Raw genomic sequence first — 12,431 nt, 5'->3', positions numbered from 1 at the left:
GTCCCCATGACCGACGCCCCCTTGGTCGACTGCCATTTCCACCTGTTCGACAAGACCCTGCCGTTCGTCGACAAGCCCCGCCACACCCCCGACTACGACTTCACCGTGCAGCAGGTGCTGGCGACCTTCGACCAGTTCGGCGTCCAGTATGGGGTGATCGCCGGCGCCAGCCTCTACGGCACCTATAACGACCACGTGATACGAGCGGTGCGCCGGCACAAGCGCCTGCGCGGCACCATCATCGCCGATCCAACCCTCGATCTCTACACGATGGAGAAAATGGCGGCCGATGGGATCAACGGCGTCCGCCTGGTGTGGATTTCGCTATCCGACGACCGCCTGCCCAACATCGAATCCTACGAATGGAAGCGCCTGCTGCGCCGCATCCGCGATCTCGACTGGCACGTCCACCTGCATGTCGGCCCCGGCCGCCTGCCGGCGATCATGCCGACGGTGGAGGCCAGCGGTGTCAACACCGTGCTCGACCATTTCGGCTATCCCGACGTCAGGCTGGGCCTGGACTGTCCGACCTTCCAGACCGTGCTGCGCGCCGTTGCCAACGGCCGCACCTGGGTCAAGCTGTCCGCCGGCTACCGCATGGGGCGAGACTCTCTGATGCCCTACGCCACGAAGCTGCTGGAGGTGGCCGGGCCCGAACGGCTGCTGTGGGGCAGCGATGCGCCCTTCGCCTCATTCGAGGGCAAGGTCACCTATCAACAGACAATCGACGACTTCAGGCTGTGGGTTCCCGACCCGGAACAGCGCCGAATCATCGGCGCCGACACACCGCTGAAGCTCTACTTCAGCAACTAAGGCACGTGTGACTCGCTCGCCCCGCACTCAGCGGTCACTGGCGCCCGGATTTGCACCGAAAATGGCGGATGGGGTGGGATTCGAACCCACGGTACGCTTACACGTACGGCGGTTTTCAAGACCGCTGCCTTAAACCGCTCGGCCACCCATCCGATTTCCTTGTGAAACTACGCCGTCATCCCCTACACCTCAAGTGTTGACGAAACGTTGCGTTACCTATCATGTCTCGCGTTCCCGCTGCCCTCTCACGCTCAAAGCCCCGCTTCATGAACCTTCGGACCCTCACGGTACTCGCCGGAACTCTCGTGCTGCCGGCCTTCGCCGCGCATGCGCAGGCGGCCGCCGATACCGCCAGTATCTGGACCTTGCAGGACGAGAACGCCTCGATCACCACCGGCACACCGCCGGACCGGTTCTACGTCAACGGCCTGCGCCTCGGCTGGACGTCCCCCACCGGCCAGGTTCCCAACTTCCTGGCGGATCTCGGCCGTACCCTGTGGGGCAGCGGCCAGCAGCGGATCGCTTTCGACCTCGCTCAGCAGATCTACACGCCCGCCGGGACATCCTTCGCCGTCCCCAGCCCGTTCGACCGTCCCTTCGCCGGCGTTCTCCTCGGCAATTTCTCCCTGATCAGCGACACCGCCGACACCAGAAGCGTCCTGACCGTCAGCCTCGGCCTGGTCGGCCCCGCCTCCGGCGCCGAGGAACTGCAGAACAGCTTTCACGACCTGATCGGCCAGAACCATACCAACGGCTGGGGCAGCCAGATCCAGAACACCCCGATCGGCGAAATCCTGCATGAACGCACCTGGCGCCTGCCCATGGGTACCGTGGCCGGGCTGGAAACCGACGCCCTGCCATCCCTGACGATCGGGCTGGGCGACCTGCGGGATTACGTCCAGACCGGCGTGACCTTCCGCTTCGGCCAGGGCCTCGATTCCGATTTCGGTGTGCCGCGCATTCGTCCCGGCCTCAGCGGAGGCGACGTCTTCGTGCCGACCCGGCCGTTTGCCTGGTATGTGTTCGCCGGCGCCGACGGCCAGGCGGTCGCCTATGACCTGCTGCTGCAATCCTCTCCGTTCCGCGGCGGCCCGCATGTCTCCACGGTATGGGATGTCGCCGAATTCCAGGGCGGTTTCGCCGTCATGGCCTACGGCATGCGGCTGACCGTCGCCTACGTCGCCCAGACGCAGGAGTTCCATGGCCAGACCGGCGGCCTGCACCAGTTCGGTTCGGCGTCCCTCGCATTCCGCTTCTGATCGAGGCCCGGCGAACCTTCCCGGCAGCGAAACCAGCATAGCCGGCGAGGCATCCAGACCCCACCGGCGCCCGCCGAAAGGACGCAGGTCCGGCGTGACGGCGGAACCTGGTTCGGCCACCCAAGACCTTCCGCGCGCACGAGACCCGAACCGGTCGGGCACAAGAGCGAGAGCGGGCTCGACGCCCTTATCCATGGACCGTTCTGTCGCGTTCATCCCATGAACGCCGCAGGGCGGGTGTCAGTCGATAAGGAGCAGATTGTCATACCGAGCATGCGGACCGTGTGGTCCGATCCCAATCGCGGTTGACGCCGGCTCGTCATGGCCCGGACTGACTGGCTTGACTCCGGTCTGTACACGCCAGTCCCGGCCATCTGCCACGGCAAGGTGCTGGCTCAGACTGAGCACCGGGCCATGACGAGGGCTGATGTATCGACGGCCAGTCACCACCGGCATTTCTAAACAAATATTTGAACTAAAAAGTTCCGTGATCAACAACGACCACACCAACCGGGAGTATAGCGCGTGTATGTTGCCAGGAATTCCTTATCTTTTATCGGATCAACAAACCGTTATATTGGTCGTTCTGGCGACGTCAGGACATAGCGCCCCTGGAAATCGGCCTGACCCATGGCGATATCAAATATGTGGATCGGAGGGCGATATGAAACAAACCGGTCGGCTGCATGGCCAAAGCAAATTTTGCGCAGTTCAACCCTGATTGCTTTGACGAAGAAGAGCGTTCGTCACGTTTCGCCATACCGTCCCAACCTGTTGGGCCATGGATAAATCCAGATCAGCCGTGGCCGTTGCCCGGGCGATCACATCGTCTTGGGTCGATTTCTGCCAACCCTGGAATACATAAGGAAACTCGTATCATGCGTAAGAACATCTCGATTGCCCTGACGCTTCTGGTCCTGATCGGCATGGCGCCCCTGCTGGGTGCGTGCAACACGACGGCCGGCGCCGGCCGTGACATCTCCGATGCCGGCCACACCATCACCCACGACGCCAACACCACACGGTAACCCGGCGCCTGTCGTTCGGGCCCAGTAGGCACGCACCACTGGCCAAGGGTTAGGCCGACAGGCAATTGGTTCGGAGAAGGAAACGTTATCGGCGATGCGACGCCGCGGGTCGATGGCAAAGCGCGGCAAACCACCGGCAAGGCCCGAAACCCGGCCGGCGGCCTAAAGGATACGCTTCAAAATGACACCAAATCCGGCGTTCCGGCCCCCGCCGGAAGCCGGCCCAGGAGAACCGGAAGCATGCCTTCACTCTTACTTTTGATTATTGTCGTAGTACTGCTCGCCGGTGTTTTTCCAGCATGGCCGTACAGCGCCCACTGGGGTTATTTCCCCAGCGGTGGCCTCGGCCTTGTCGTCATCGTCCTGGTCGTCCTGATGGTTATGGGACGCATATGACCGGACCCATCGTGCATTTCACCACACAAGCCATAGGGAGTTCATCATCATGCGTAGCCTCATGTTCGCGTCCGCTACATTGCTGGGGATGAGCGCGGCCATCGCGCTGGCCCAGGCGCCAGCGGGCCTCGACCCCGCCACCGGCGCCCGGCCCGGCCACGAACCCGGCGTCGGTGTCTCCCTGCCGCTCTCGAACAACGCCAGCAACATGACCCCTAACGATACCAGGTCGGTCATCGCGCCCACCCTGCCGCCATCGGCCGCCGGCCCAAACGCCACGCCGCAGGATTACCTCAGGGCGGCTCGGGCGTCGCTCGCCGCCGGCCAGACCGGGGCAACACAGCAATCGCTTGAAATGGCGGAAACACGTGCGCTCGATCGGGCGGTCCCAGTCGATCAGACCGACGATCCGGGCACCAACCGGCTGATCGCCACCATCCGGAACGCGCGCGATGCGTTGGCCGCCGGCGACACCCAGCACACGATGCAGATGATCGACCAGGCACTATCGAGCTGAGCGCTTTCTAACCGTTCACCACCTGCTGCAGGAACTGGCGCACCTGGCCGCGCAGTGAGTCGGAATCACGGGCCAGGGCGGCTGCGGCGGACAGCACCGCATCGGCCGCGTCCCCGGTTTGCCGGGCGGCATCCGAGACGCTGCCGATGCTGGACGATGCGTCCGCCGTCCCGGACGCCGCCTGCTGGATGTTGCGCGCAATCGCGCTGGCCGCGAGACCCTGCTGCTCCACCGCTTCGGAGATCGTCGTGGTGATCGCGCCCATTTCGTCGATGATGCGGGCGATGCCTTCGATGGCACTTGCCGATTCCCGCGTCGCCTGCTGCATCCCGCCGATCTGCACGGCAATCTCGCTGGTCGCCTTGGCGGTTTGGGCGGCCAACTGCTTCACCTCCGACGCCACCACGGCGAAACCGGCCCCGGCGGTGCCCGCGCGCGCCGCCTCGATGGTGGCGTTGAGCGCCAAAAGATTAGTCCGGCCGGCGATTTCCTGGATCAGCGCCACCACCGTCTCGATCCGCACCGCCGCCTGGCTCAGTTCCATCATACGGCTGCTGGTGCGATTGGAATTTTCCACTGCGCGCGCCGCCACGGCGACCGACGATTCGGTCTGGCGGCTGATCTCGGCGATCGAAACCGACAACTCCTCGGCCGCCGCAGCGACCGCCTGGACATTCGCCAGCGCCATGTCAGACGCACCGGATGCGGCCGTTGCCTGCCTTGTGGCTTCCTCCGCGCTCGCGGTCAGGCCGCTGGCGGTGGATTGCAGGCCATGCGCCGCCGTGCCGATCGAGTCGATAACCGAACTGACCGTGCCGTCCAGACTGTCGGCCAGCCCGAGCACCGCCTGCCGTTTCTCGGCTTCGCTTTTGACTTCGGCTTCCACCCGTTCGGCGGCCATGCGATCCATGGCGACCGCATTGTCCCGGAACACCGCGACCGCCTCGGCCACCTGGCGGAACTCGTCGCGGCGCTCGCGCCCCGGGATATCGACGCCCTTGTCGCCGCCGGCCAGCCGTTCCATCACGCCGGCCAGCATCCGCAACGGCCGGGTGATGCCGCGTCCGATCGCGAACGCCAGCGCAAAACCCAGCACAAGCGCCAAGGCCACGCCAATCCCCAGCAGCATATCCGCCCGATGGCGTTCATCCTGCATCGCCGCCAACTGGGCGTCGGTCAGGCTCTGTGCGGTGGCGATGGCGGTCGCGGTCGCGGTGTTCACATCCCGCAGCAGCGTCGCCTGCTTGCCTTGGGCTTCGGTCAACCGAACCAATCCCTTTTTGTAGTCGCCGATCTGCGCGATCAGCGCCTTCAATTTCGTCTGGGTTTCCGGGCTGACGATCCGGTACAGCAGATCCTCGGCGGACGTCTCGATCTGCCCGGCGACGTTTGTGATGATTTTGGCCGCCGCGGCATCGTGGCGATAGACCAGCGCCTGCTCTGCCAGCCGAGCGCGCAGCGCCAAAGTCTCGACCTCAAGCGCGGACTCGCGGATGGCCGTCGCGGTGCCGAGTTGGGATACCTGATCGTCATACTTGGCGGAGGTGGCGACCAGCTTGGCGGTAAAGCCCCCCTGGATGCTCTTGACCGCGGTGGCGATCTTGTCGACCAGCGCGGGCACCGCCGCCCGGGCGGCATCCGGGTCCTTGGCGAACAGGGCCGTCCATGTGGTGACGGCGGCGGCAATGTCCTGGCCGGCGCTTCCCGCGCCCTGACGGCTGGCGGACGTCTTGGCGGTCATTCCCAGCCAGTCCAGGGCATCGGTAAACGCCTTCCTGGTGTCCGGGGTGTCGGTGGCGACGAACTGGCTCGCCGCCTGGCGGACGTCGCTGGCGGCATCCATCAGGAACGGCAGCACCTGCAGCGACCCAGCCGCCACCGACAGATCGGCACGACCCGCCTTCTCGGTTTCGGCCGCGGCATGCAGCGCCTCACCCTGCGCCGCGGCGATCTCGGTCGCGACGGTCTCGAACTGGCCGATCAGCGCGAACCGGCTGGCGACCAGCGCGTTGCGTGCCCGCTCCTGAACCGCGTATTCGGCCAGGTTTTGCGTGAACGCGTCGATCGAGCCCTGCACCTTGTCGATGGCGCCCCCATCGTCGCGGACGACAAGCCGAAGGCCGTCGATGCCGGCCTTCACCCGGTCCAGCGGATCGCGGAGGACCATCGCGTCGGGATCACCCGCGGCCACCGCCCGGTCCGCCGCCAGGGCCAGGGCGTCGATCTGGACGGCCACGTTCTGTCCGGCCGCCGCGATGTCGACACGGCTTGCATACCCGCTCAGGCCGGACCAGCCGACCGCGGCCACGCCCATCGTCAGGCACAGGACGAGAAGAAAACCGCCGAGAAGCCGCAATTTGATCGACACAATCGAAACCCTACGCCGTGGTTGCATATCGCGGCGCAGAGTGGCGGATGGCGATTAACAAAACCTTACCGGAGCCGACTTTTTATGCCGGCAAGACGCAGCCGGGCGCCGGGTTCCACGATCCGATCCATCATGCGGATGCGTGGGAAGCGGTGTTTCCCAGGGCGGTAAGCCAGTCCCGAATCAGTTTGCAAGAATCAGGGGAAGCGCGGCATTCAACCGCTTCGACATCCGTGAAGGGTCCCCAATTGGCCGGTGAGATCGCCATCGTCACCCCCGTCCTGAACGATTGGATGTCATTTTCTCGCCTGTTGGAGGAAATCGCCCGCCGATACGGCAGCAATGAACCCCGCTTTCACATCCTGGCCGTCAACGACGGCTCCCAAACCGGTTTCACATTCAACGGCCTTCCCGAAACGAACGCCACGGCGATCCGCAGTGTCGAGGTGGTGCATCTTGCCGTGAATCTCGGTCATCAGCGTGCCATCGCCGTCGGTCTGTCCGTTCTCGCCCAACGCGGGGATATCGCAACGGTCGTGGTCATGGATTGCGATGGCGAGGATCGGCCCGAGGACATCGCCACACTTCTGGCTGCCAGTCTCCAGAACCCCGGTAAAGCCGTGCTGGCACGGCGCTCGGAACGGTCAGAGAGCACGGGATTCAAGATTGGCTACCAGATTTACAAATGGCTGTTCTGGCTGCTCACCGGCCGCGGGATCGATTTCGGCAACTTCTCGGTGCTGCCGATCGCTGCGGTCAGGCGCCTGGTCCGCATGCCGGACCTCTGGAACAATCTACCCGCCGCGATCATGCGGTCACGGCTTGGTACCGTCGCGGTCCCATTGCCGCGCGGCCGGCGCTATGCCGGGCAGTCGCAGATGAACCTGGCCGGATTGGTCGTCCATGGCCTCAGCGCCATGTCCGTCTTCTCCGAGGTCATATTCGTTCGCGTCCTCCTCGGTGCCATCGCCGCCAGCGGTCTGATGCTGCTGCTGATGCTCGCCGTGGCGGCCATTCGCTTCCTGACGGATCTTGCCATTCCCGGCTGGGCCAGCACGGTCTTCGGCGATCTGGCGATCATGCTGGCGCAAATGCTGGTGGTGATCGTCGCCACGACCTTCGTCGTGCTCAGCAGCCGGAGCCAGCGTCCGATGATGCCTATCATCGACGCGGCCTCCTTCATCGTTGAGCGGGAAGTCATCCTTCCACAGACCGTGCCCAGCGCATGAGCGAGCATTATGCCGGCTCCGAACTGTCGCTGTTCGCCGAGGCACGCCACTGGAAGTCCTATGTGGCCACGCTGTTACGCCCCTGGCTCGGGCCGCGGGTTCTGGACGTCGGCGCCGGCATCGGCAGCAATCTGCCCCTGCTGTTCGCCGATCCGGTCAAGCAATGGGTCGCACTGGAACCCGACGCCGATCTGCTCCGGCAGGTAACCGGCGCATCCCGTACCATTGTCGGCACATTGGACGCGTTGGATCCGTCCGAACAGTTCGATGCGATCCTGTATCTGGATGTGGTCGAACACATCGAAGACGACGCAGCGGAGCTGGAGCGCGCGTTTCGGCACCTTTTGCCCGGCGGCCGGCTGATCGTTCTGGTGCCGGCCCATCAATTCCTGTTCAGCCCGTTTGATGCGGCGATAGGCCATTTTCGCCGATATGGCCGAAGCGGGCTTCGACGGATCGGGCCCGCCGAGGGGCGACTGGAATGCCTGCTCCTGCTCGACTCGGTTGGATTTCTTGCGTCCCTCGCCAATCGGCTGGTGCTCCGGTCGTCCATGCCGACCGCCGGACAGATTCGGTTGTGGGACCAGGCGATGGTGCCGATGTCGCGCGTGATCGACCGGCTGCTCTCTTATCGTGTGGGCAAAAGCGTGTTGGGCGTCTGGAGCCATCCATGACAGGCGCATCCGCTGTCCGCCGGCTGATTCCAGCCGCGGCCGCAGGTACGTTGTTTCTGGTGGCTGCCACGCTGTGGCTGGTGGGCGCCCGTCAGGCATACACGACATTGTTCTGGCTGATGGGCTTCAACGCGTACCGGTTTCCGTTCCTGGATACCCACGCGATTTTATCGGCGGTTGAGTGTTACCGGCGCGGGATCGACGTTTACGTAACCAATCCGTGCGACGTCGGCGGGCGCCTGCATGTCTATGCGCCGGCCTGGCTGCACCTGGATCTGCTGCCGATCACCACGTCCTGGACGGGGCCTATCGGATTGGCACTGGATCTGACGTTCATCGTCAGCCTGACGATGCTACCGCCCGTCCGGCGGCCGATCGACTCCGTCATCATGACTTTCGCCGCGATCTCCCCCGCCGTGGGCTACGCGCTGGAACGTGGCAATAACGATGTGCTGGTCTTTATGTTCGCCATACTGGCGGGATGGCTGGCATTGCGTTCGTCGCGGCTGCGGCGGCTTGGTCATGCATTCGCGGTTTTGGGCGCGGTCTTGAAGTTTTATCCGCTGACGCTGCTGATCCTGGCGTGGCGAGAGCGATGGTCGCGCTGCGTCGTGATCGTGGTGCTGTCCCTGGCGGTTGCGGTGGCGTGCTTTCTGCCTGATCGGGTCAACCTCATCCGCGGGCTGCGGTTGGTACCAACCGGTACGGTCGATAGTTTCGGCGCCGGCAACATTCCAGCCGTTTTCGCTTTGAACATGCATTGGCCCATGTGGTCCAGGGTCCTGATCGAAGCCGCCCTGGTTGGGGTGATGGCCCGCTGGGCATTCCATTGGTCATACAAGCTGCAGCCTGGCCTGACGCGCATGTGCGATGCGAAACAGGTTTTTCTCACCGTGGGCTCCATCCTTATGGTTGGCTGCTTCCTGGCAGGCGAAAGCAACCAGTACCGAGCGATTCATCTGTTGTTCGTCCTTCCGGCCCTGCTGGCTCTTGCCGAAAACGCAAACGACAGGATCGCGCACATGGCCGTCGGCCTGGTCCTCTGGGCAATGTGGGGCAGCGCGCTCCGAGCATCGCAGAACCGCGTGGACGTGTACCTGTGGCTGACCGACCAATGCGTCTGGTGGGTCCTTGTGTCTGTCCTGTCCGCACTCCTGTTGGCCCAATTCCGCGAAAGTATGGCGCTGAAAACCCTGCTGATCGCGGTTGGCGGCAGACGTGCCGGGCCTATTGACGTTGAAATCGCGGACGATCGCCGCCGAAATCGTTAAATCGAGGACCCGGCCCGCCGTTCGGGATACAATCCCAGCAGCCCCTCCGCCGACGCCGAACACCGGCCGCGTTCGGTGATCAGTCCGGTCACCAGCCTGGCCGGCGTGACGTCGAACGCCGGGTTGGCGGCGGGACTGTCGGCGGCAACGATCCGCATCGTGGCGATCGAGCCATCGGGCAACCGTCCGGTCATGTCGGTGACCTCGGACGCGGATCGCTCCTCGATCGGGATGTCGGCCACGCCGTCGGCCAACGTCCAGTCGATCGTCGACGACGGCATCGCCACCCAGAACGGAACGCTGTTGTCGTGCGCGGCGAGCGCCTTCAGGTAAGTGCCGATCTTGTTGGCGGCGTCGCCGGTGCGGGACACCCGGTCGGCACCGACGATCACCAGGTCGACCATGCCGTGCTGCATGAAATGGCCACCGGCGTTGTCCGCCACGACGGTGTGCGGGACGCCGTGCTTGCCCAGTTCCCACGCGGTCAGCGCGGCACCCTGGTTGCGCGGGCGGGTTTCGTCCACCCAGACATGCAGGTCGATGCCGGCGTTGTGCGCGGTATAGATCGGCGACAAAGCCGTACCCCAATCCACCGTGGCCAGCCAGCCGGCGTTGCAATGGGTCAGCACGTTCACCGGCCGGCCGGGGCGGACAGCGGCCTCGATCAGGGGCAGTCCATGACCGCCGATCGCCTCATTCTGGGCGGCGTCCTCGTCGGCGATCAGGGCGGCCTCGGCGTAGGCGACGGCGACGCGGTCGGACGCCGGCGTGTTGCGCAGCCGCGTCAGCATCCGATCCAGCGCCCAGCGCAGGTTGACCGCCGTCGGGCGGGTCGCGTTCAGTAGCGCCGCATCGCGCTCCATCGCGTCGGTGGAGGCGTCGGCACGCAAGGCGAGGCACAGCCCGTACGCGGCGACGGCGCCGATCAGCGGGGCACCGCGGGTCTGCATCGACTTGATCGCGTGCGCCGCCTCATCGCGCGAGGTCAGCCGCAGCACCTCCAGCGACCAGGGCAGCCTGGTCTGGTCCAGGATATGGACCGACCAGCGGTCGCCGGCGTCAACCCAGACGCTGCGATAAGCGGTGCCATCTATTTTCATCGTGAGGAGACCCGTTGATGCAGCACGCAGACCAGGGTGAACAGCCGGCGGGCGGTGTCGAAATCGATGTCGATCTTCTCGGCGAGGCGCTGGGTCATCAGTTCGGCACCTTCGTTGTGCAGGCCGCGCCGGCCCACATCGATGGCCTGGATGCGCTGTTCGCGGCCTTCCTCGACCGCTTTGATGTGGCTGTCCACCAGCATCTGGTAGTCTTTCATCAGCCGCCGGAAGGGTCCCAGCGCCAAGCCGACCGCGGTCAATGGCGCATCCGCGGCGTCGCGGATGTCGAAGATCAGGCGGCCTTCCTGGATCGACAGATGCAGCGCGTACGGGCCAGGACGGTCGATACCGATCAGCGGGGCGAAATGGTTGGCCGCCGCCAGGTCCGCCACCGCCTGTTCACGATCCGCCTCGATATACGGGGACAGGTTGTTGGGCGATTCGCCATCCAGGACAACGCTATCCAGGCGAGACGCGGTGGCGGCCGAACCGGTCATGTCGCGGCGGGGTCGCTTTTCAGCATGTTCAGGTTCATCATGATGCCCACGACGCCGCCCTTGATCGGCTGCAGCAGGCCGATGGTCAAAAGCAGCGTCAGCGGCAGGAAAATGGCGGACATCAACCAGATCGGCGGTTCGCCCATGCGATCGACCATGAACAGCAACGGCACGATGATGTGGCCGGTGATCAGGATGGTGATATAGGGCGGCACGTCATCGGCGCGTACCAGGCCGAGCGGGGCGCCGCAGTTGGAACATTCGGAGACGACGCGCAGGAAGCTGTTGAACAGATGCGACTTGCCGCAGGCCGGGCAGCGGCCCAGCAGGCCTCGGCCGATCGCAGTCGTCATGGGCGGGTGGGGCCAGGAGCCGGGGTCAGCAGACCGGTCAGGCTGCCAGGAAACAGGGGTCATATTCAGATCCTTCCGATCACCGGCCGGGACAACAACGCTCGGGCGGTCAACCACGCCGCAGAATAGCCCTTGCTGCGGCGCAACACCATATCGGGTCACTTGATCCCAACCGCCAGGGGCGGAAAACTAAGCGCATGGCACGTATTCTGGTGATCAATCCGAATTCCTCCGAGGCCTGTTCCGCGGGAATTTCCGCTGTTCTGGCCCCGTTCCGCCACGCTGGCGGCCCGGCCGTGGACGTCGTGACGCTGCAGGAAGGGCCGCCCGCAATCTATTCCTGGCGGGACTGGCACGCGGTGGTGGACCCGATGTGCCGGCTGGTGGAGCGGACGGACGCCGACGCCTACGTCATCGCCTGCGCCTCCGATCCGGGGATCGAGGCAGTGCGCGCGGTCACCACCCGGCCGGTCCTGGGGATCTTCCGCTCTGCAGTGGCCGCCGCGGTGGCGCGCGCGGAAAAATTCGGCGTCATCGCCCTTGTCGAGTCCTCCAAGGCCCGGCACCGCCTCGGGCTTCGGGCGATGGGGCTGGCAGACCGGCTGGCGGGGGAAGTGGCGTTGAACCTGCCGATGGACACGCTGCTGGACCCGGACGCGGCGCGCGAGGCCCTGATCGGGGCCGGGCGGGACCTCGCGGCAATGGGGGCCGAGACACTGATCCTGGGCTGCACCGGCATGGCGCATCACAGGACAGCAATCCAGGACGCGGTGCGACTGCCGGTGATCGAGCCGGCTCAGGCAGCCGTCGGGTTGGCCATGATCGCCCTGGCCGCCTGACCGCCGATCGGCGCCGCAACCGTCACGCCATGACCCGCCACGCTCAAAAGCCCCGGCGGACAAAACGAGGCTTGACCCCGGAATGAC

At 65.0% G+C, this 12,431-nt stretch carries 13 protein-coding genes and 1 tRNA gene; 9 read left to right on the top strand and 5 right to left on the bottom strand.

What is annotated here, in order from left to right:
- Nucleotides 1-6: 6 nt before the first annotated feature.
- Entirely contained in the window at nucleotides 7-813 is an 807-nt protein-coding gene (locus GSQ89_RS34270; RefSeq protein ID WP_158932596.1) for an amidohydrolase, read from the top strand.
- A gap of 62 nt (nucleotides 814-875) precedes the next feature.
- Here GSQ89_RS34270 and GSQ89_RS34265 read toward each other — a convergent pair.
- Nucleotides 876-965, bottom strand: a tRNA-Ser gene (locus GSQ89_RS34265).
- Nucleotides 966-1,079: 114 nt separating this feature from the next.
- On the opposite strand from GSQ89_RS34265, the gene GSQ89_RS34260 reads away from it, so the two are divergent.
- The 4 genes from GSQ89_RS34260 (at nucleotide 1,080) to GSQ89_RS34245 (ending at nucleotide 4,013) form a co-directional block, all read left to right on the top strand.
- Nucleotides 1,080-2,072, top strand: coding sequence for a lipid A deacylase LpxR family protein (locus GSQ89_RS34260; RefSeq protein WP_158932595.1), 993 nt, complete (start codon nucleotides 1,080-1,082; stop codon nucleotides 2,070-2,072).
- A gap of 878 nt (nucleotides 2,073-2,950) precedes the next feature.
- Complete coding sequence (locus GSQ89_RS34255; RefSeq protein ID WP_174254971.1) at nucleotides 2,951-3,100, top strand: entericidin A/B family lipoprotein; 150 nt, start codon at nucleotides 2,951-2,953, stop codon at nucleotides 3,098-3,100.
- A gap of 240 nt (nucleotides 3,101-3,340) precedes the next feature.
- Nucleotides 3,341-3,496 (top strand): DUF3309 family protein, encoded by a 156-nt coding sequence (locus GSQ89_RS34250; protein ID WP_158932594.1) that lies wholly within the window; start codon nucleotides 3,341-3,343, stop codon nucleotides 3,494-3,496.
- Nucleotides 3,497-3,545: 49 nt separating this feature from the next.
- Nucleotides 3,546-4,013: a hypothetical protein gene (locus GSQ89_RS34245; protein WP_158932593.1), complete on the top strand. Its 468-nt coding sequence runs from the start codon at nucleotides 3,546-3,548 to the stop codon at nucleotides 4,011-4,013.
- A 7-nt stretch (nucleotides 4,014-4,020) separates the two neighbouring features.
- On the opposite strand, the gene GSQ89_RS34240 is transcribed toward GSQ89_RS34245, so the two are convergent.
- Nucleotides 4,021-6,381: a methyl-accepting chemotaxis protein gene (locus GSQ89_RS34240; protein ID WP_158932592.1), complete on the bottom strand. Its 2,361-nt coding sequence runs from the start codon at nucleotides 6,379-6,381 to the stop codon at nucleotides 4,021-4,023.
- Between the two features lie 47 nt (nucleotides 6,382-6,428).
- Here GSQ89_RS34240 and GSQ89_RS34235 point away from each other — a divergent pair, with 47 nt between their 5' ends.
- From GSQ89_RS34235 to GSQ89_RS34225, 3 genes are read left to right on the top strand one after another with little or no spacing between them, the layout of a single operon-like run.
- Entirely contained in the window at nucleotides 6,429-7,610 is a 1,182-nt protein-coding gene (locus GSQ89_RS34235; RefSeq protein WP_158932591.1) for a glycosyltransferase family 2 protein, read from the top strand.
- The gene (locus GSQ89_RS34230; RefSeq protein WP_158932590.1) at nucleotides 7,607-8,284 is read left to right on the top strand and encodes a bifunctional 2-polyprenyl-6-hydroxyphenol methylase/3-demethylubiquinol 3-O-methyltransferase UbiG; all 678 of its coding nucleotides are present in this window, start codon (nucleotides 7,607-7,609) and stop codon (nucleotides 8,282-8,284) included. Before GSQ89_RS34235 ends, GSQ89_RS34230 begins: the two co-directional genes overlap by 4 nt.
- A complete protein-coding gene (locus GSQ89_RS34225) occupies nucleotides 8,281-9,555 on the top strand; it encodes a hypothetical protein (protein WP_158932589.1) in 1,275 nt (424 codons plus the stop codon). Before GSQ89_RS34230 ends, GSQ89_RS34225 begins: the two co-directional genes overlap by 4 nt.
- Here GSQ89_RS34225 and mtnA read toward each other — a convergent pair.
- From mtnA to GSQ89_RS34210, 3 genes are read right to left on the bottom strand one after another with little or no spacing between them, the layout of a single operon-like run.
- Nucleotides 9,552-10,655, bottom strand: a complete 1,104-nt coding sequence (gene mtnA, locus GSQ89_RS34220; protein ID WP_158932588.1) for an S-methyl-5-thioribose-1-phosphate isomerase — start codon at nucleotides 10,653-10,655, stop codon at nucleotides 9,552-9,554. The genes GSQ89_RS34225 and mtnA overlap by 4 nt on opposite strands.
- On the bottom strand, nucleotides 10,652-11,152 hold the full coding sequence (locus GSQ89_RS34215; protein WP_158932587.1) for a UPF0262 family protein: 501 nt from the start codon (nucleotides 11,150-11,152) through the stop codon (nucleotides 10,652-10,654). The genes mtnA and GSQ89_RS34215 overlap by 4 nt, the downstream gene beginning before the upstream one ends.
- On the bottom strand, nucleotides 11,149-11,505 hold the full coding sequence (locus GSQ89_RS34210; protein WP_158932586.1) for a DUF983 domain-containing protein: 357 nt from the start codon (nucleotides 11,503-11,505) through the stop codon (nucleotides 11,149-11,151). Before GSQ89_RS34210 ends, GSQ89_RS34215 begins: the two co-directional genes overlap by 4 nt.
- A 197-nt stretch (nucleotides 11,506-11,702) precedes the next feature.
- On the opposite strand from GSQ89_RS34210, the gene GSQ89_RS34205 reads away from it, so the two are divergent.
- Entirely contained in the window at nucleotides 11,703-12,344 is a 642-nt protein-coding gene (locus GSQ89_RS34205) for an aspartate/glutamate racemase family protein (RefSeq protein WP_158932585.1), read from the top strand.
- Nucleotides 12,345-12,431 lie beyond the last annotated feature (87 nt).

The sequence above is a fragment of the Acidisphaera sp. S103 genome, assembly GCF_009765975.1.
Classification (GTDB): Bacteria; Pseudomonadota; Alphaproteobacteria; order Acetobacterales; family Acetobacteraceae; genus Rhodopila.
This window is presented reverse-complemented; position numbering and strand designations above follow the sequence as displayed.